Source organism: Rhizohabitans arisaemae (assembly GCF_025996515.1).
GTDB classification, from domain to species: domain Bacteria; phylum Actinomycetota; class Actinomycetes; order Streptosporangiales; family Streptosporangiaceae; genus Rhizohabitans; species Rhizohabitans arisaemae.
Genome location: NZ_BLRH01000055.1, coordinates 283,115 through 301,643 on the forward strand (window position 1 = coordinate 283,115; position 18,529 = coordinate 301,643).

Below are 18,529 nucleotides of genomic sequence, written 5' to 3' on the forward strand. Positions count from 1 at the left end.
GTGCAGTTGACGCACTTGCGCCGACCCTGCGCCTGGCGGGCGCATTGCCTGGGGGCTCCGGCGAGGTTCACTGTTGTCTGCCTGCCCCTCACGACCGATGATGCGTCCTCTACGGAGAGCTGAGCCATGCCCTCGGAGCAAGCGGCGAAAGATCTGTGTTCCGCCCTCGAACTCACCGGAGACGGCTTTGCCGACGACGTGGTCCGGGCGCTCGCCCGCTGCCTGGACCGATGGGTGGTCTGGCGGGTCGACGGCGACGGGCTGTGGGGGCTGCCCAAGTGGCTGGAGGCCTACGACAAGGTGATCAAGGCGGACTCCCCGCACGAGCTCATCGACAAGGCGGCCGAGATCGAATGGCGCTACCCGCCCGCCGGCGGCCCGCGCGCCTAGGCGGTGACGGCGAGGGCGAACGGGAGCACGGCGGGCGCACCCGCGTCCCGGAGCAGCTTCGCCGCCATCGTCATCGTCCAGCCGGAGTCGACGCGGTCGTCCACGAGCAGCACCGGCCCGCCCAGCGTGGCCACGGCCCCGGCCAGCTCGCCGGGGAGTTCGAGCGCCCCGGCCAGACCCCGGACCCGCTGGGCGCTGTTGTGCCGGCCACCCGGAGCGGCCGCGGCGCCGTACCGCAGCGATCCCAGGTGCCGCAGCCGCCCGATCCGGGCCAGGCGCTCGGCGAGACCGCCGACCAGGATCGGACGGCTCGCCGACGGCAGGCTCGCGACGGCGACCGGCCGCTCGGCCCAGTCCCAGGCCGCCAGGACCTTGACCACGGCGTCGAACATCCCATCCGGTACGGGGCCGTCCGGCCCGCCCTCCCGGAGCAGCTCGCGCAGGTCGTTCCGGCCGAGGTCGGTCAGCCTGCCGAGCGCCCGCCCCGTCGTCGCCACCCCTGTGATCCGGCCGGAGAGCCCGAGCTCGGTGAGCCCGCTCGGCCACTGACGGCGGGGCTCGACCTCCACACCCGGCCGGCGCAGCCGCTCCCGCGCCGCCTGGACCCCGTCCGGGGAAGCCGATACGCCGGGGCGCCGTCCCGTGCAGTTGTCGCAGCGCCCGCACCGCTCGGCGCCGGCGTCGTCCAGGTGCCGCCGGAGGAACTCCATCCGGCATCCGGAGGTGCCGATGTAGTCCAGCATGGCCCGCTGCTCGGCGTCCCGTTCCGCGGCCACGCGGGCGTACCGGTCCGCGTCGTAGGCCCACGGCCGCCCGGTCGACTCCCATCCGCCGCGCACCCGCCGTACCGCGCCGTCGACGTCCAGGACCTTCAGCATCGTCTCCAGCCGGCCGCGGCTCAGGTCCACGTGGTTCTCCAGGGCCGCGGTGGAGAGCGGGCCGTCGGCGAGGGCGGTCAGCGTGGCGCGGACCAGGGCCTCCGGCGGGAAGGCGAGCGAGGCGAAATACGCCCAGATATCGCGATCCTCGGCGCCCGGTAGCAGGATCACCTCGGCCCGGCCGACACCGCGACCGGCCCGGCCGACCTGCTGGTAGTAGGCCACCGGCGACTGGGGCGCCCCCACATGGATCACAAAGCCCAGGTCCGGTTTGTCGAACCCCATCCCCAGCGCGGACGTGGCCACAAGCGCCTTGACCCGGTTGCCGAGCAGGTCCCGCTCCGCGGCGAGCCGCTCGGCCGGATCGGTCTTCCCCGAATACGAGGCCACCGGGAAACCCTGGTCCCGCAGGTAGGCGGCGATCTCGTCGGCCGCCGCCACCGTCAGCGTGTAGACGATCCCCGAGCCGGGCAGTTCCCGCAACGCCTCGGCGAGCCAGGCCAGCCGCTCCTCGGGGGCGCGCAACCGCACCACCGACAGGTGCAGGCTCTCCCGCTCCAGCGGCCCGCGGAGCACCAGGGTGTCCTCACCGAGCTGCTCCGCGACGTCGCGCGTGACGCGGGCGTTGGCCGTCGCGGTCGTCGCCAGCACCGGAACGCCGGGCGGGAGCTCCGCCAGCAGGGTGCCGAGGCGCCGGTAGTCCGGCCGGAAGTCGTGCCCCCAGTCGGAGATGCAGTGCGCCTCGTCGACGACGATCAACCCGGCGCCCGCCGCCAGCTTGGGCAGGACCTGGTCGCGGAAGTCGGGGTTGTTAAGCCGCTCCGGGCTGACCAGCAGGACGTCGACCTCCCCGTCCTGGACGGATGCGTAGACCTCGTCCCACTCCTCCGGATTGGCGGAGTTCACGGTCGCCGCCTGAATGCCGGCCCGCGCGGCCGCGGCGATCTGGTTGCGCATCAGGGCGAGCAGCGGGGAGACGATCACGGTCGGCCCCTCCCCGCACTCGCGCAGCAGAGCGGTGGCGACGAAGTAGACCGCCGACTTCCCCCAGCCCGTGCGCTGGACGACCAGGGCCCGGCGCCGATCCAGCACGAGCGCCGCGATGGCGCTCCACTGGTCCTCGCGGAGCCGCGCGTGCTCCCCCGCGAGCGCCCGCAGCCGCTCCTCCGCCTCTTCCCTGAGCATCTCCACATCATCGGCCATGGGTACTTGCTACCAGGTTGCGGGCGGGATCGACGAGAGGCGCGGGGATTCCCCGCACCGGTACGGCTCGCGCCGGGCCGGCCCCGTACCGAACCGGGAACCCGTGGACGACATAGTCCACAAGCCGGTCAATCGGCCGCTCACCTGGGCGTGGATCGCGGTCGAACAGGCGCCGCGTGCCCGGTCCCGTACCCGGGACCGTATCGAGTTCGCCATAATGTTCGACATGGCCCGACGGACAACCAGCCCCCCGCCAGAGGACTTCGTAGAGCGGATCGTCGACATCGACGTCGCCTCGGAGATGCGCACCAGCTTTCTCGAATACGCCTACTCGGTGATCTACCAGCGCGCGCTCCCCGACGCGCGCGACGGCATGAAGCCGGTACAGCGCCGCATCCTCCACTCGATGAGCGAGATGGGGCTGCGCCCGGAACGGGGCCACGTGAAGTCCTCCCGGGTCGTCGGCGAGGTCATGGGCAAGCTGCACCCGCACGGCGACGCCCCCATCTACGACGCGCTGGTCCGGCTGGCCCAGCCGTTCTCCATCCGCCTGCCCCTCGTGGACGGCCACGGCAACTTCGGGTCGCTCGACGACGACCCGGCCGCCATGCGCTACACCGAGGCGCGGCTCGCCCCGCCGGCGATGCTGATGGTCCAGTCCATCGACGAGGACACCGTCGACTTCAAGCCCAACTACGACGGGCAGGAGACCGAGCCGACGGTTCTCCCGTCCGCCTTCCCCAACCTGCTCGTCAACGGCGCCACCGGCATCGCCGTCGGCATGGCCACGAACATGGCGCCGCACAACCTCGGCGAGATCGTCGCCGCGGCCCGCCTCCTGATCAAGAAGCCGCACACCCCGCTCGACGAGCTGATGCGCCACGTGCCCGGCCCCGACCTGCCCACCGGCGGCACGATCATCGGCCTGAACGGCGTCCGCGACGCGTACGAGACCGGGCGCGGCACCTTCAAGATGCGGGCCAAGGTGAGCGTGGACGCCGTCACGCCGCGCCGCAAGGGCCTGGTCGTCACCGAGCTCCCGTACAACGTCGGGCCGGAGCGCGTGATCGCCAAGATCAAGGAGCTCGTCCAGTCCAAGAAGCTCTCCGGCATCTCCGACCTGAAGGATCTCACCGACCGGCACAAGGGCCTCCGCCTCGTCGTCGAGATCAAGAACGGCTTCAACCCCGAGGCCGTCCTGGAGGACCTCTACCGGCTGACCCCGATGGAGGAGACCTTCGGCATCAACAACGTCGCCCTGGTCGACGGCCAGCCGCGCACCCTCGGCCTCAAGGAGCTCCTCCAGGTCTACGTCGACCACCGGCTGAGCGTCGTCCGGCGCCGCTCGGAGCACCGCCGCCGCAAGCGGGAGGACCGGCTCCACCTCGTCGCCGGGCTCATCGTGGCCCTCCTCGACATCGACCGGGTCATCGCCGTCATCCGCGACTCCGACGACTCGGCCCAGGCCCGCACCCGGCTCATGGAGACCTTCGGGCTCTCCGAGATCCAGGCCGTCTACATCCTGGACACCCCGCTGCGCCGGCTGACCCGGTTCGACAAGCTGGAGCTGGAGCGGGAGGCGGAGAAACTCAAGGCGGAGATCGCCGAGCTCACCGCGATCCTCTCCTCCGACGAGCGGCTGCGCCGCGTGGTCTCCGAGGAGCTCGCCGAGGTCGCGGCCGCCTACGGCACGCCGCGCCGTACCGTCCTGCTGGAGTCCGCGGGCGCCGCGCAGGCGGCCGGGGTTCCCCTGATGGTGGCGGACGACCCCTGCCTGGCGGTGCTTTCCGCGACCGGGCGGATCGCCCGTACCGCGGACGCCGCCCCGCTGCCCGCCGAGGGACCGCGATCCCCGCACGACCTGCTGATCGGGGTGGTGTCGACCACGGCCCGGGGCGAGGTCGCCCTGATCACCTCGCACGGCCGGGCGGTCCGGGTGTCCATCGTGGACCTGCCGACCCTCCCGCCGGGCGCCGCGCCGCCGTCACTCGCCGGAGGGCACTCCGTCGACGAGTACGTCACCCTCGGCCCGGACGAGACGGTCGTCGGGCTGGGGTCACTCGCGGTGGACGGCCCCGGGCTGGTCCTCGGCACCGCGCAGGGCGTGGTCAAGCGGGTGGTGCCCGAGTACCCCGGCAACCGGGACGACTTCGAGGTCATCGGGCTGAAGGACGGGGACACGGTGATCGGCGCGGTGGAGCTCGCCGCCGAGCACCACGACCTGGTCTTCATGACCTCCGACGCGCAGCTGCTGCGGTTCCCCGCGAGCGCCGTACGGCCCCAGGGGCGGCCCGCCGGCGGCATGGCCGGCATCCGGCTGGACGAGGCGGCCCGGGTGCTCTGGTTCGGCGTGGTGGACCCGTCCCGCGAGTCGGTGGTCGTCACCGTCGCCGGTTCCTCCTCGGCGCTGCCGGGCACCCAGACCGGCGGTGTCAAGGTCGCGAACTACGCGGACTTCCCGCCCAAGGGCCGCGCCACCGGGGGCGTCCGCTCCCACCGGTTCCTCAAGGGGGAGGACACGCTCCTGCTCTGCTGGGCCGGACCGGCCCCCGCGCGGGCCACGACCGTGGACGGCGACCCGGTGGACCTCCCCGACGAGCTCGGCCGCCGCGACGGCTCCGGCATCCCCCTGACCCAGCCGATCCACACCGTCAGCGGATCCCTCGGCGCCGGAGAGCCGCTCCAGAGCCCACCCCCGGCCCCCGAGGACTCGGCCGTCTGACCCTCGGTGGGGGCCGGATCCCGGCCCCCACCGGGGGTAACTCTGCGTAATGCGAGTTTACGAATTTGGTGTGTTAACATTACAACACACTGCTAACGTCGAAACGTGATCAGCCCTCGACGCCATCAGAAGAACGAGATCAACGCCGCCTTCAAAGCCGCGCGTAGGGCTGGGTTGATCCCAACGGAAGACCACAGGGGACATCGCTGGGGATATGTCATATGCCCTGGCTGTGGCGAAAAGCTCAGAGTCGCAAGTACTCCGCGTATCCCAATGAACGAAGCCAAGCGCATCCATCAATTCGTTCACGACCATATCGATCATGCAAAGCCCGGTGACGGGGGTGGGGCGGTCCACCACACTTCATGAACCTGACGAAACCCTCGACCTCACACAGCGGTGAAAGCGACACCGCCATTGGAGGGAAAATGCCGACCTGGAGTTTCAAAGCGATACTTGATCAAGCTCCGAGTGACGATGAGAGCGACGCGCTCTACGAGTCAGGCCTGGATTTCAGCCCGGTGATCGGAGGGTCCGGACGACCGTCGTACCTCATGTGCGATGTGGAGGCCGACACCCTGACCGCCGCCGTCGTCGCCACCATTCACGTGGTGCACCGAATCACCGGCCTGCGGGTAATCGGGCTGGGGACGCCGGACGCCGTCACCCTGGGGGAGGCCGCCCTCCGGCTGAACGGGAGCCGAACCCAGTCGAGCCTGCGTCAGCTCGCCACGGGCGAACGGGGGCCGGGCGGGTTTCCCGCCCCGGTAGCCGCTTCCGGCGGAAAGGTGGTCCTCTACTCCTTCGCCGAGATCGTCATGTTCCTCCGCGACGTCATCGGGGACGAGGTGCCGGAGGTCTCCCTGGAGGAGGCGACCATCGACATGGCGCTGCGGCTGATCGCGAGGGGGCGTGACCGTCGGCAGACCGAGCAGATCCAGGCGATCCTGGAAGCCGCCATGGCACCGGCCTGACCTCGTTCCCCTTCCAGAGATGACCTTCCAATCTCCGGAAGGGGTTGGCCATGGCCTTCTCGTAGACGCAGTACGGCTCACAGCCCAGCCCGTACAGCGCCCTTGATACCACCATGGGAGGCCTCCCGGGTACCGAGTCCCGGGCCCGGAGAAATGCCGTACGGCCGTCAGGCGGGGACGCGGGGTGGGTGGCTCACCAGGCGGGGGAGGGACGAAAGCAGGTCCCAGGGGTCGCCGTCGGGGCCCTCCAGGTGCCAGCGGCCGATGAAACGCTCCCCCGTCTCCCCGGGGTCGAAGGCGTCGCCGGCGAAGCAGCCGGCCACGGCGAGCGCCTCGATCGCCGGATCGTCCTCCGCAAGCGTCGCCACGTGCGCGGCCACGTCGAACAGGGCGAGCGCACATCGCGCGTTGGCTCCGCCGTCCCGCACCTCGACCCGGTCGAGTCGTCGCCTGGCCTGCCCCCGGATGTACTCGGCGAGCAACTGGGTCCTGTTCAAGCCCGTCCTCCACGATTGCGTTACGTAGCCGTATCATCACGCATCGTGGTACATGCTCGCGGGATCTTTGGCGAATGATTCCCGGGACCCGGGAGACGGTTGAGAGAACGCATCAGGCAATATCAGGACTATGACCGATTCTGGTGCTTTCTCCGATCTCCTCGCGGCCAACAACGAGTACCGCCGCACCTTCACCGACTCCGGCCTGACCGGCCGGGCCGGACGCGGCCTGGCCGTCATCACCTGCATGGACTCCAGGATCGACCCCCTGGCCCTGCTGGGACTCCAGCGGGGTGACGCGAAGATCCTGCGCAACGCGGGCGCCAGAGTCACCGGCGACGTCCTGCGCACCCTCGTCCTCGCCGTCTACCTGCTCGGCGTGGACCGGGTGCTCGTCATGCCGCACACCGACTGCCGGATGGCGAGCGCCACCGACTCCGACGTCCACGAACTGATCGCGAAGGAACACGGGATCGACACCCGGAGCCTGGAGTTCCGCACGGTGCCCGACCAGGACGCGGCGCTCCGCCGCGACCTGGTCCGCATCCGCACCAGCCCGTACCTGCCGCCCGATCTGGCCGTCGGTGGAGCGATCTACAACGTGCACACCGGCGGGCTGATTCCCGTCGAGGTGTAGTCCGGAACACCTCGAGCGCGTCCGCTCACGCGTCGATGTGATCCCGGTCGACCGCGGACGCGCTCTTGACGATGAACTCCCGGCGGGGAGCCACCTCGCTCCCCATGAGCAGGGAGAAGATCTGCTCGGCGGACTCGACGTCCTCGATCCTGATCCGGCGCAGCAGCCGGTGCCGTGGGTCCATCGTGGTCTCGGCGAGCTGGTCGGCGTCCATCTCCCCCAGACCCTTGTAGCGCTGGACCGGGTCCTTCCACTTTTTGCCCTTGCGCTCCAGCTCGTTCAGCCGGCGGTGCAGCTCGGCGTCGCTGTAGGTGTAGATGACGCGGTTCTTGCCCCGCCCCTGGTTGACGACCTCGATCCGGTGCAGCGGCGGAACCGCGGCGAAGACCCGGCCCGCCTCCACCAGCGGCCGCATGTAGCGGTGGAAGAGCGTGAGCAGCAGGCAGCGGATGTGCGCGCCGTCCACGTCGGCGTCCGCCATGAGGATGACCTTGCCGTAACGCGCCGCGTCGAGGTCGAACGTCCTCCCCGAGCCCGCCCCGACCACCTGAATGATCGCGGCGCACTCGGTGTTCTTCAGCATGTCCGCCACGGACGCCTTCTGCACGTTGAGGATCTTCCCCCGGATCGGCAGCAGGGCCTGGAACTCCGAGTCCCGCGCGAGCTTGGCGGTGCCGAGGGCCGAGTCGCCCTCGACGATGAACAGCTCGCTCCGGTCCACCGCGTCGCTGCGGCAGTCGACCAGTTTGGCGGGGAGCGCGGAGTTCTCCAGCGCGCTCTTGCGCCGCTGGTTGTCCCGGTGCTCCCGGGCGGCGATCCGGGCCTTGGCCGCGGCCGCGATCTTCTCCAGGACGGAGCGAAGCTGCTGCTTCTGCGCCTTCTTGGCCTCGGCGAACAGGATCTGCAGGTCTCTGCTGACCACATGCGCGACGATCCGGGTGGCCGCCGACGTGCCGAGGATCTCCTTGGTCTGCCCCTCGAACTGCGGCTCCGGCACCCGTACGGTGATCACCGCGGTGACCCCCTCCAGGATGTCGTCCTTGGTGACGGGGTCGTCCCCGGCCTTGAGGAGCCGGGTCTCCCGGAGCTGCTCGTTGAGGGTGCGGACCAGGGCGCGCTCGAACCCGGCCACGTGCGTGCCGCCCTTGGGCGTGGCGATCACGTTGACGAACGGGCGGACCGTGGTCTCGTAGCCCTTGCCCCAGCGCAGGGCGATGTCGACGGAGAGCTCGCGCTCGACCCTCGTCGGCACCATGTGGCCGAGGTCGTCGAGGATCGGCACGTTCTCGTGGAAGTGCCCGACCCCCTGGAGCCGCAGGACGTCGCAGACCGCCTCGTCCCGCGCGAGGAACTCGCAGTACTCGGCGATCCCCCCGTCGAAGCGGAACTCCTCCTCGGTGACGGCCTCGGGATCCCGCTCGTCCCGGACCGAGATCGCCAGTCCGGGGACGAGGAAGGCCGTCTGCCGGGCCCGCGCGTGCAGGTCCTCGATCGAGATCACGGCCTCGGGCAGGAAGATCTGCCGGTCGGCCCACCAGCGCACCCGGGTGCCGGTCACCCGCGCGCCCACCCGCCCGGCCAGCCGCAGGCCTGAGGACTTCTTGAACCGGGCGGTGGGGGCGTCCGCGGCGAAGACGCCGGGCACCCCGCGCCGGAAGCTCATCTCGTGCGTGTAGCCGTCCCGGTCGACCGCCACGTCCAGCCGTGCGGACAGGGCGTTCACCACGGAGGCTCCGACGCCGTGCAGACCGCCGGAGGCGCCGTAGGAGCCGCCCCCGAACTTGCCGCCGGCGTGCAGCCGGGTCATGACCAGCTCCACCCCGGGCAGGCCGGTCTTGGGCTCGATGTCGACGGGGATGCCCCGCCCGTTGTCTCGGACCTCGATGGAGCCGTCGGCGAAGAGGATCACCTCGACCCGGTCGCAGTGCCCGGCGAGGGCCTCGTCCACGGCGTTGTCGACGATCTCCCAGAGGCAGTGGGTGAGCCCTCGGCTGTCCGTCGAGCCGATGTACATGCCCGGCCGCTTGCGTACGGCCTCCAGGCCCTCCAGCACCGACAGATGGCGTGCCGTGTAGTCCTCGGGGTCGACGGCACCGTTGCCGGGGGTGGCAACTCGGGCTGTGGTCGCAGCGGTCACGCGGGCTCCTGTTCAGCTTCGAACACGTGTGCGTAGCCTATCGGTCATCAATAACCTACGCGCCACGGCACGCTCCACCGAGCGTGATCCACGTCACAATAGCGGTAGCCGGACGGTCCATTCCGCTCTAGGCGTACACGGGGGGTGATTGGGAACGCCCGAGTCGGGTTAGATGTTGTGCCAAGTGACTGACGCCAAGGCAACACCCCGTCCCCACGCGAGTGGGGGTGATCGAAAGGCGATACGTGACTGGAGCTCTCGCCCCCACCAAGCCGCTGTTGGCCGCGGACCGATGCGACCGATGCGGCGCCCAGGCCTATATTCGCGCCACCCTGCCGCTCGGCGGGGAGCTGTTCTTCTGTGCCCACCACGGGCGCCAGCACGTAGCGGTGCTGCGTGAGAAAGGCGCCGAGATCCAGGACGAGTCGGCGCGGCTCAGCGCCACCCCCGGCACAGCCGGCGACAACGAACGCTGACCGCGACGACCTTTCGGTGAGTTCGCGCCCGTGTCCCGCGCGGGCGCGAAAGCTCATCGCGGGTGACCGCTCGCCCCGTCACCCGCGTCGTCGGCGACCGGATCCCCCGGTCGGCCCGCCGTCCCGTACGGGCGTGCCCGCGTGCCGGAAGGCCCGCGCAAGCCCGTCCGGCGGTTCTCAACGCCCGGGTGAGCCGCGACCCGGCCCTAGTGACCCCACTCCAGCCCCAGCTGGACGAGAGCGGCCGCGAAGGCCCGTTCGGGGTCCTCGCTGAGGAACTCCCACGGTGAGGCCTGCCACCGGCCGCCCACCTTGGAGAGGTGGACGCGGGCCCGATCGGAGTAGGCGCCGCCGGGACCGCACAGGTAGGCGGCGCCGAACAGGTGATGCGCGCTGACGCCGTACGGATGGGCGCTCGCCCACATCGACCACTTCTCGTCGGCCTCGCGGATCTCGGCGAGGACCTCCTCGGTGAAGTACGACCGGACCAGCGCCGGGGTCCGGTCGGCCCGAACCTCCTCCGGGAGCTCCGACAGGTCGTACTCCAGGCACTCGAAATGGGCCAGTACGATCATCGCGGTGGCCGGATGCCCCCGTGGGGCCCGCGCGACGACCTCACGCGCGAAGTGGAACATCTCCTTGTGGCTGCCGTACCACTTCTTGCACATCGCCTGCAGCCGCTCCCGGGCGCCTTCGAAGTGCGACGGGCAGCGCCGCTCGACCTCCGACCAGATCGCGTCGAGCTCCGTCCGGTCCAGCCCCATCGCCTTCGCCTGGGCCTGCAGGAGCACCCAGGGCGCCGCGTCCGAGGGCGCCAGGCTCGCGGCTTCCAGCAGCGGGTGGCGGCTCGCCTCCAAAGCGGCGTAGAAGACCTCGTAGTCGTCGTCGGAGACCGTGGCGGTGTATCCGCGACCACGGGCCGCCCACGCCTCGGCGAGCATCGTGCACCCCAGCCAGAGCCATCCGTCCGGGTCACCCGGGTCGTCGGCGCAGAGCGAGGCCAGCTGGGCGCTCCGCCCCACCGCGGCCTCCGCGAGCGCGCCGACACGCAGGACCCGGGTTTCGTGGTCGTGCCGTGTCTGGGTCAGCAGGTGCAGCCCGGCCGTCAGGCGGCCCTTGACAACCAGTTCGACGGCGTCGTCAAGGTCTAGATCCTCCCATGGCCGGTCGACGAGAAGCCGACCCACGACCTCGTCGACCTCACCGCCTGCGGGCAAAGCGCGGCGAAACAGGCCCATGGCACCGGACCCTACGTCGCCGGCCCGAGCTTGGGTTCTAAGCTGCACATCTGTGCTTATCTTGTTACCGCCGTCCGAGGGCAAGGACCCGGGCGGGGACGGCCCTCCGCTCGATCTCGGCACCCTGGGCTTCCCCGAACTCACCCGGGAGCGCGTCCGCGTCCTGGACGCCCTCACCGCGCTCTGCCGGGGACCTGTGGACCACGCCCTCGCCGTACTCGGGCTCTCCCCCGGCCGCCTCGCCGAGGTGACGCGGAATCGGGCCCTCCGGGACGCCCCCACCCTGCCCGCCGCACGGCGGTACACCGGGGTGCTCTATCAGCGGCTCGATCTGCCCAGCCTCGACCTCGGCCGGGCCGGGGAGCGTGTGGTGATCTTCTCCGGACTCTGGGGGGCGCTGCGCGTCGACGACCGGGTGCCGCCGTACCGGCTCTCCGCCGACGTCAGGCTGCCCGGCCTGCCCCGGACGGCGACCCTGTGGCGTACGGCCGTCGGGGCGGCCCTCGATCCCGTGACAGGGCTGGTGGTGGACCTGCGTTCCGCCGGCTACGCGTCGATGTGGCCGGGCGGCGACCGGACGACGGCGATCCGGGTTGTCCGCGATCGGGCGGGCAGGCGGACCGTGGTCAGCCACATGGCGAAGGCGACCCGCGGCGACGTTGCCCGTACGCTGTTACTCTCCGGGGAGGACCCCCGGACCCCGTCCGAGCTGATCGACCTGCTCAAGGAGCACGGCTGGGCCGCCGAGCCCGGCGACGGGGCGATCACCGTCGTCGTCGGCGACTGACGGCCCCGGACGGAACACGCCGTCGCGCCCGGTGCGGGGCGCGACGGCGGGCAACCGACTAGTCCAGGTAGTCCCGCAGAACCTGGGAACGCGACGGGTGGCGGAGCTTGGACATCGTCTTCGACTCGATCTGGCGGATTCGCTCACGCGTCACGCCGTAGACCTTGCCGATCTCGTCGAGCGTCTTGGGCTGACCGTCGGTGAGCCCGAAGCGCATGGAGACCACCCCGGCCTCACGCTCGGAGAGCGTGTCGAGCACCGAGTGCAGCTGCTCCTGCAGAAGCGTGAAGCTCACCGCGTCGGCGGGGACGATCGCCTCGGAGTCCTCGATCAGGTCACCGAACTCGCTGTCCCCCTCCTCACCCAGCGGGGTGTGCAGCGAGATCGGCTCCCGGCCGTACTTCTGCACCTCGACGACCTTTTCCGGGGTCATGTCGAGCTCGCGGGCGAGCTCCTCCGGGGTCGGCTCCCGGCCGAGGTCCTGCAGCATCTGCCGCTGAACCCGGGCGAGCTTGTTGATCACTTCCACCATGTGGACCGGGATGCGGATGGTCCGCGCCTGGTCGGCCATGGCCCGGGTGATCGCCTGACGGATCCACCAGGTGGCGTAGGTGGAGAACTTGTAACCCTTGGTGTAGTCGAACTTCTCCACCGCGCGGATGAGGCCGAGGTTGCCCTCCTGGATCAGGTCCAGGAAGAGCATGCCGCGACCGGTGTACCGCTTGGCGAGCGAGACGACCAGCCGGAGGTTCGCCTCCAGCAGATGGTTCTTGGCCCGGCGACCGTCTTCGGCGATCCATTCGAGTTCGGACCGGCCGCCGCCGGCCAGCCGGTCACCGTCGGTGGCGAGCTGCTCCTCGGCGAACAGGCCCGCCTCGATGCGCTTGGCGAGCTCGACCTCCTGCTCGGCGTTGAGCAGGGGAACCTTGCCGATCTGCTTGAGATAGTCCTTGACCGGATCGGCGGTGGCGCCCGCCGCGGCGACCTGCGCGGCCGGCGCGTCGTCGTCGTCGTCACTGAGCACGATGACCTCGTCCTCGGTGTCGCCGACCGGCGGAGGCGCGGGCTCGAGATCTTCGGCCTCGACTTCGACCTCGGGCGTGTCGTCGTCGACGACCACCTCCAGGTCCTCGTCGAAGTCGACGAGCTCATCGTCGTCCACGGCGACGAGGTCGATGTCCTCGTCGTCCACGGGCTGCTCGTTGACGGCGGCCGGCTTGGGCTCCGGCTTGACCGGCTTCTCCTTGGCGGGACTCTTGGCGCTCTTGGCCTCCGCAGGCTTCTTCTTGGCCGCGGCGGGTCTTTTCGCCGTGGTCTGGCGCCCGGCTTCGGCCGACCCCTCCTGCTCGCCCACGACCGCGGTCACCGTGTCCGGCTGCTCCTTGGCTGCCGCGGTGGGGGTCTTGGACTTCTTCACAGGTGAGGCGGTCCGGCGCTTGGACGTCGAGCCGCGAGACCGTTTGGGCGCCGCGGAATCGGCGGCGGTCACCATGACGGTCACACCTTCCTTGCTGAGGCTGCGCAGGATGCTCGCAGCCCGGGACAGCGGGATGCTCGCTTCCTCGAACGCATTGCGGACATCCTCGGACTCGAGGAAACCCTGCGAGCGCCCACGCTCGATCAGCCTCTGAATGACGGGCTCGTTCAGCTCAGATGGCTTGGAGCGAGTCGAACTGGCAGGCGACACGAACACCTCTCGAACGAACGCGTGGCGAGAATGGACCCAGGTGCCCCTTGCGAGGGCGGTGTGCCTCTCGGATGTGAGGCCGCGCGGATGGCAAGCCTACCTGCTCAGAATTCTGGCATGACCTTACACTCCGCACGGCCACCTCCCGGTGGTTGTCCTCCACCCTAGGCCGACCGAAACACTAGTGCGTACGTACGGGTGACCTCGATACCCGAAAGAAACCGTTCTGACCGCTCATATTCCTCAGGTTTTGTTGCCGATCGATGGGACGTGCACGGCCAAGACCGTGACATCGTCATCCTGCTCGTAGCCTGCGAGCATGCGGTCCACCAGGTAGTCAAGGAGGAGATGCGGGCTGCTTATCACCTCCGGCGCCGCCTCGGTGACCGCCGCCACGAGATCGCTGAGTCCGACGTCGAGTCCGCGCTTACGGTTCTCCACCAGCCCGTCCGAGTAGAGCACCGCGGTGTGTCCCGGAGGGACGCAGAACCGGAACTGCCTGCGGCTGCTCGGCCAGCCGAGCGGGGTGCCCGGCTCGGCGTCGCAGAGGCGGTGCGGCCCGCCGGGCACGACGAGCAGCGGCGGGGGATGACCGGCCAGGGCGAGCGTCCCCTCACCCGTGCCCGGTTCGACCACCATGTACGCGAGCGAAGTGACCTGCTCTTCCTCCTCCGTCGCGTCGAAGACGCGGTCCAATCCGGTGAGAACCGCGGCGGGCGGCGGGTTGGTCAGGGCCAGCGCGCGCATGGCGTTCCTGATCCGTCCCATCCCCGCGGCGGCCTTGACGCCCTTGCCCATCACGTCGCCGACCACCGCGGCCACCCGGCCGTCCTGGAGCACGAACGCGTCGTACCAGTCCCCGCCCACCTGCACGTGGCGGCTGCCCGAGCGGAACCGCTGGGCGAGTACCAGACCGGGGACGACGGGCATGCGCTCGGGGAGCAGGCTGCGCTGAAGGGTCTCCGCGGTGCGGTGCTCCCGCTCGAAGAGCGTGGCGCGTTCCACCGCCAATGCGCACTGGCCGGCGAGCGCCTCCAAAAAGACGCCGTCCTCTTGGGAGATCTTTCTGGGCCGGGTGAAGGAGAAGCGCAGCGCTCCGAGCGACCGGCCCGCCGCGAGCAGCGGAAGGCCGACCCACGCCTGCTCGTCGGTGTGCTGCAGGAACCCGGCGACCGCCGAGTCGTTGCCACCGGCGTCCACCAGCTGGCGGCGGAGGCTGTCGGGCGACTCGGCGAAGACCGGACGCCGACTGTTCACCGCCATCGTCATGACGCTGGAGTGCGACAGCGGGATCTCGTCGCCGGGCGCGCCGGGCACGTCCGGGATGCCGCCGCTGTTGATCAGCTTCAGGGCCGCGCGGTCGCTGTCCAGCAGCGCCACCGCGCTCCGGTCCGCCGCGAGCGCGGACCGGCCGACGTCGATGATGACCTGGACGACCTGCTCCACCGTGAGCGCCTCGGCGAGCAGCGAGGTCGCCCCCTGGAGCCTGGCGGTGCGCAGGGCCGCCGCGCCGAGCTGGTCGGTCAGGCGGGCGCGCATCTCCTCGGCCTCACGCTGGGCGGTGACGTCGGTGTTGGCGCCGACCCACTCGACGACGGAGTCGCCCCGGACGATCGGGACGGCCCGCACGTCGAAGTGGCGGTAGCCGCTCGCCCGGGTGCGCACCCGGTAGCCGTAGTCGAACACCTTGCGGTCGCGCAGCGCGTTGCGCCAGGCCTGCTCGGCGGCGTCCCGGTCCTCCGGGTGCACCGCTCCCAGCCAGCCGTGGGCGAGGTACTCCTCCTCGCCCTGACCGGTGACCGTGCGCCACTGCGGGGAGTCGTCGTGGATCTCGCCGTCCGGCGAGGTGATCCAGACGACCTGGGCGTTGGACTCCACCAGGGAGCGATACCGCTCCTCGCTCTGGCGGAGCCGGTCCTCGGCGCGGCGGCGCTCGGTGACGTCCAGTGCGAACAGCGCGACGGCGGCGATCTCACCGTCCTCCCCGTGCACGGGGAACCAGCCCATGCCCCAGTACCGGACCTGACCCGCGGCGTCGCGGACGCGTAGCTGCCGCTCCGCGTCGAAGACCGGGCGGTTCTCGGTCAGCACGGTATGGAGCGCCGACTCCATGGTCGCGCTCAGGTCCTCGTCGAGGACGTCCGTCGGCGTGCGGCCGATGTGACGTTCGACCGGAACGCCGGTGAGAGCCGCCATCGTCTCGTTGACGCGGCGGAAGCGCATTGCCCCGTCGAAGAACGCGAAGGCGAAGGGCGCCTCGGACAGCAGTCCCTGAAACAGGGCGGCGTCTGAGATGTCCACATCCGACTCCCGGGGACGGGGCACGGAGGTGTCGGTGCTCACCGTCGACACCACCGCCCTAGTGCCAGGGTACCCACGAGGCACATCTCCATAGCTGCGGGTAAAACACGAGCTAGTCTCGGAACTAGCAGGCTAACGTCTCCGACGCCGCTGCGGGAACACGCGACGTCAGGTCTACATCATGTGTGATGCACCGGTGCGGACGGAAGCCCCGGAGGCCGACGGGTAAGGAAATCATGTCATGCGGATCCGCTTAAACGTTTCATCTCGGCCTTGTGCCGGCGGACCTTCCCCAGGCTCTCCGCGTCCACCACATCCGCCACTGACCTGTACACATTCTCCGCGCCGTACGGCCCTGCGGCCTCCCGCCAGCCCGGCGGACGGACCCCGAGCCGCTTGCCGAGGAGCGCAAGAAAGATTTGCGCTTTTTGCCGACCGAAACCCGGAAGGTCGTTGAGCCTCCGCAGCAAAGCCGCTCCGTCGGGAGCGTCGCGCCACAGGGCCTCCGCGCTGCCGCCGTACCCGTCCACCAGATACGCGGCGAGCCGCTGGATCCGCTCCGCCATGGCCCCGGGATAGCGGTGCACGGCGGGCTTGGCCGCCATGAGCGCGGCGAAGGCCTCGGGGTCGCGCCCGGCGAGGTCGTGGGCGTCGAGTTCGGCGCCGAGCCTGGCGGTGATGACGGAGGGCCCGGTGAAGGCCCGCTCCATGGGAACCTGCTGATCGAGAAGCATGCCGATCAGCAGGGCCAGCGGGTTCCGGCTCAGGACGGCGTCCGCCTGGTCGTCCTGGGCGAGGTGGAGGTGAATGGCCATGTGGCAAGCCTGCCACGGGCACCCGTACCCGGTCCGTTCACAACTCGCGCGGCGTTCTCCGGGCGTGGAGTGATCCGGCTTTCCCGCGATAGGGACTATTCTTCACGTCGACAAGAAGGTCGCCGCAGCCCCAAGTACGGCGATTCGCGGCGATCCGCGTGTCATCATGCCCGAGAATGCGAGAAAGTGAGGGGTGTGAGCCGCCGACGTCCGCGAAAGGTCGACACCCGTCCACCGCCCGACGACGTGTTCGCCGAGATGCTTCAGGCGGCTCGCGAGCTTCTCGCGCTCCGCTCCCCGCTCGACGCCGAGCTGATGGTCTCCGACATGCTCGGCGCGTGGTGGAACAGACGCCTGCGCCGCGGGGACGTGGAACAGGTGGTCGGTGAAGGGCTGGTCGACTTCGCCGCCAAGGCGGGCACCCCCGCCGCCCTCACCCTCCTCATCGCGATCGCCTACCTCGGCACGTCCCGGCAGGCCGCCAAGGCCGAGGGCGCCGCCCTGGCCCTGCTGGAGTCCGGTGTGGCCACGCCCCGCTGGGCGGACCGCGTCGGTACGGTGAAACCCGCCGGATGCTACGTCTCCCGCGACGCCTACGGCGACCAGGACACCGTGATGTGCACCTTCGCCTACAGCGGGGAGGAACGGCACGCCCTGGTCGTGCTGGTCGACTACAACATGCGGGGGATGGCGCGGGACGCCTGGGTCTCCACCCAGGTGGACCGGCTCATCACCCGCCGCCGCCGGGAGGCCGAGGAGAATCCGCTCCGGCTGTTCCAGGAGATCGAGCCGCAGCAGGCCCGCGCACTCCTGGAGTTCGCCATGCGCGCCACGACCGAGAGCCGCACCCCCGCGGTCACCGAGAGCTACAGCGGCTACCACGCGTTCGCCCGGTCGCGCATCCGCTCCTTGCCGCCCGGCCGCAAGCGCCCTGCCCCGCCGCACAGCGAGGGCCCCTACAGCCGGGACCGGCGCGCGATGCTCGCCGCGGAGTTCCTCGCCTCCGACGAGGCGAACCGGCTCTCCGACCTCTCCGCCGCCTCACGCTGCGCCGACCACATCATCGACTACGGCTGCGACCAGGACTTCGACCGCCCCCTGCGGGTGAGCCCCACCAAGTGCGACACGTTCATGCTGGACTGGCTGCCGCGGAAGGTGATGCTCAGCCCGGCCGAGCAGGAGGCGATCCCGCACGTCCTGGCGGCGTGGGTCCGGTGGGCGGGCACCCGGCTGAACCTGCCGGAGCAGGCCGTACGGGCCACGCTGGACGCCGTCTGGGAGGCGACCGCCAAGTTCTCCGACGCCTACCGCGACCCCACCTCCTTCGGGCTCGACCGGCGCCTGGTGGAGCGTCTGCTGCCCGACGGGGACCTGTCGGCCCTGGCCCGGCGTGCCTTCGCGTTCCCGCTCCTGCAGGGCTGGCACGGGATCACGAATCTGGACCTCCTCGACCCGGCGAGCGAGGCCGACCGCCGGATCCTGCTCGGGATCGACCACGCCGGGGAGACCCACCGCCCCGACTTCACCGAACACCTCGCCTGGCACGAGGAGATCGCCGCCCGGCTCTGGGACGGCGACCCGCCCGAGCTCTGGGAGGCGGCCCAGCGCCTGCTGGACCTCGGGCACGACCGCCACGACGTGCTGCACATCCTGATCGAGATCGCCGAGCGGATCGGCGACGACCCCGAGGAGCTCGCCACCGCCCTGGACGACCTCGCCGACATCCCCGACGAGTTCCCGCCCACCTAGCCGGCGTCCGCCAGGCCGGAGATCGTCCGGTACGGGCC

Annotated in this window: 14 protein-coding genes; 7 read left to right on the plus strand and 7 right to left on the minus strand. The window is 70.5% G+C overall.

Annotated elements, in window-relative coordinates:
* Positions 1-126: 126 nt before the first annotated feature.
* Positions 127-390 (plus strand): hypothetical protein, encoded by a 264-nt coding sequence (locus tag RUR_RS27805; RefSeq protein WP_283138169.1) that lies wholly within the window; start codon positions 127-129, stop codon positions 388-390.
* On the opposite strand, the gene RUR_RS27810 is transcribed toward RUR_RS27805, so the two are convergent.
* Positions 387-2,471, minus strand: a complete 2,085-nt coding sequence (locus RUR_RS27810; protein ID WP_283138170.1) for a RecQ family ATP-dependent DNA helicase — start codon at positions 2,469-2,471, stop codon at positions 387-389. The genes RUR_RS27805 and RUR_RS27810 overlap by 4 nt on opposite strands.
* A gap of 217 nt (positions 2,472-2,688) precedes the next feature.
* Between RUR_RS27810 and RUR_RS27815 the strand changes: the two genes are divergently transcribed.
* Positions 2,689-5,193 carry a DNA gyrase/topoisomerase IV subunit A gene (locus RUR_RS27815; protein ID WP_283138302.1) on the plus strand — a complete coding sequence of 835 codons (2,505 nt, stop codon included), beginning with the start codon at positions 2,689-2,691 and terminating at the stop codon, positions 5,191-5,193.
* A 554-nt stretch (positions 5,194-5,747) separates the two neighbouring features.
* Positions 5,748-6,167 (plus strand): hypothetical protein, encoded by a 420-nt coding sequence (locus tag RUR_RS27820; protein WP_283138171.1) that lies wholly within the window; start codon positions 5,748-5,750, stop codon positions 6,165-6,167.
* 167 nt (positions 6,168-6,334) lie between these two features.
* Here the strand turns inward: RUR_RS27820 and RUR_RS27825 are convergent, their stop codons facing one another.
* Positions 6,335-6,664, minus strand: coding sequence for a hypothetical protein (locus tag RUR_RS27825; protein WP_283138172.1), 330 nt, complete (start codon positions 6,662-6,664; stop codon positions 6,335-6,337).
* 130 nt (positions 6,665-6,794) lie between these two features.
* Between RUR_RS27825 and RUR_RS27830 the strand changes: the two genes are divergently transcribed.
* A complete protein-coding gene (locus RUR_RS27830; protein ID WP_283138173.1) occupies positions 6,795-7,301 on the plus strand; it encodes a beta-class carbonic anhydrase in 507 nt (168 codons plus the stop codon).
* A gap of 25 nt (positions 7,302-7,326) precedes the next feature.
* Here the strand turns inward: RUR_RS27830 and RUR_RS27835 are convergent, their stop codons facing one another.
* On the minus strand, positions 7,327-9,438 hold the full coding sequence (locus RUR_RS27835; RefSeq protein ID WP_283138174.1) for a DNA gyrase/topoisomerase IV subunit B: 2,112 nt from the start codon (positions 9,436-9,438) through the stop codon (positions 7,327-7,329).
* Between the two features lie 245 nt (positions 9,439-9,683).
* Between RUR_RS27835 and RUR_RS27840 the strand changes: the two genes are divergently transcribed.
* The gene (locus RUR_RS27840) at positions 9,684-9,914 is read left to right on the plus strand and encodes a DUF7455 domain-containing protein (RefSeq protein WP_283138175.1); all 231 of its coding nucleotides are present in this window, start codon (positions 9,684-9,686) and stop codon (positions 9,912-9,914) included.
* 206 nt (positions 9,915-10,120) lie between these two features.
* Here the strand turns inward: RUR_RS27840 and RUR_RS27845 are convergent, their stop codons facing one another.
* On the minus strand, positions 10,121-11,152 hold the full coding sequence (locus tag RUR_RS27845) for a hypothetical protein (protein ID WP_283138176.1): 1,032 nt from the start codon (positions 11,150-11,152) through the stop codon (positions 10,121-10,123).
* A 52-nt stretch (positions 11,153-11,204) separates the two neighbouring features.
* Between RUR_RS27845 and RUR_RS27850 the strand changes: the two genes are divergently transcribed.
* Positions 11,205-11,939, plus strand: a complete 735-nt coding sequence (locus tag RUR_RS27850; RefSeq protein ID WP_283138177.1) for a YaaA family protein — start codon at positions 11,205-11,207, stop codon at positions 11,937-11,939.
* Between the two features lie 58 nt (positions 11,940-11,997).
* On the opposite strand, the gene RUR_RS27855 is transcribed toward RUR_RS27850, so the two are convergent.
* From RUR_RS27855 to RUR_RS27865, 3 genes are all read right to left on the minus strand, one after another.
* Positions 11,998-13,626 carry an RNA polymerase sigma factor gene (locus RUR_RS27855; protein WP_283138178.1) on the minus strand — a complete coding sequence of 543 codons (1,629 nt, stop codon included), beginning with the start codon at positions 13,624-13,626 and terminating at the stop codon, positions 11,998-12,000.
* A gap of 243 nt (positions 13,627-13,869) precedes the next feature.
* Complete coding sequence (locus RUR_RS27860) at positions 13,870-15,969, minus strand: SpoIIE family protein phosphatase (RefSeq protein ID WP_283138179.1); 2,100 nt, start codon at positions 15,967-15,969, stop codon at positions 13,870-13,872.
* 197 nt (positions 15,970-16,166) lie between these two features.
* Positions 16,167-16,742: an HhH-GPD-type base excision DNA repair protein gene (locus RUR_RS27865; protein WP_283138180.1), complete on the minus strand. Its 576-nt coding sequence runs from the start codon at positions 16,740-16,742 to the stop codon at positions 16,167-16,169.
* Between the two features lie 258 nt (positions 16,743-17,000).
* Between RUR_RS27865 and RUR_RS27870 the strand changes: the two genes are divergently transcribed.
* A complete protein-coding gene (locus RUR_RS27870; RefSeq protein ID WP_283138303.1) occupies positions 17,001-18,491 on the plus strand; it encodes a hypothetical protein in 1,491 nt (496 codons plus the stop codon).
* Positions 18,492-18,529: the final 38 nt, after the last annotated feature.

What these genes read in the sequence shown, in the direction of transcription:
- RUR_RS27805 (WP_283138169.1), top strand. Translation starts at nt 127, where the DNA reads ATGCCCTCGGAGCAAGCGGCGAAAGATCTGTGTTCCGCCCTCGAACTC.
- RUR_RS27810 (WP_283138170.1), bottom strand. Translation starts at nt 2,471, where the DNA reads ATGGCCGATGATGTGGAGATGCTCAGGGAAGAGGCGGAGGAGCGGCTG.
- RUR_RS27815 (WP_283138302.1), top strand. Translation starts at nt 2,689, where the DNA reads ATGTTCGACATGGCCCGACGGACAACCAGCCCCCCGCCAGAGGACTTC.
- RUR_RS27820 (WP_283138171.1), top strand. Translation starts at nt 5,748, where the DNA reads ATGTGCGATGTGGAGGCCGACACCCTGACCGCCGCCGTCGTCGCCACC.
- RUR_RS27830 (WP_283138173.1), top strand. Translation starts at nt 6,795, where the DNA reads ATGACCGATTCTGGTGCTTTCTCCGATCTCCTCGCGGCCAACAACGAG.
- RUR_RS27845 (WP_283138176.1), bottom strand. Translation starts at nt 11,152, where the DNA reads ATGGGCCTGTTTCGCCGCGCTTTGCCCGCAGGCGGTGAGGTCGACGAG.
- RUR_RS27865 (WP_283138180.1), bottom strand. Translation starts at nt 16,742, where the DNA reads ATGGCCATTCACCTCCACCTCGCCCAGGACGACCAGGCGGACGCCGTC.
- RUR_RS27870 (WP_283138303.1), top strand. Translation starts at nt 17,001, where the DNA reads ATGCTTCAGGCGGCTCGCGAGCTTCTCGCGCTCCGCTCCCCGCTCGAC.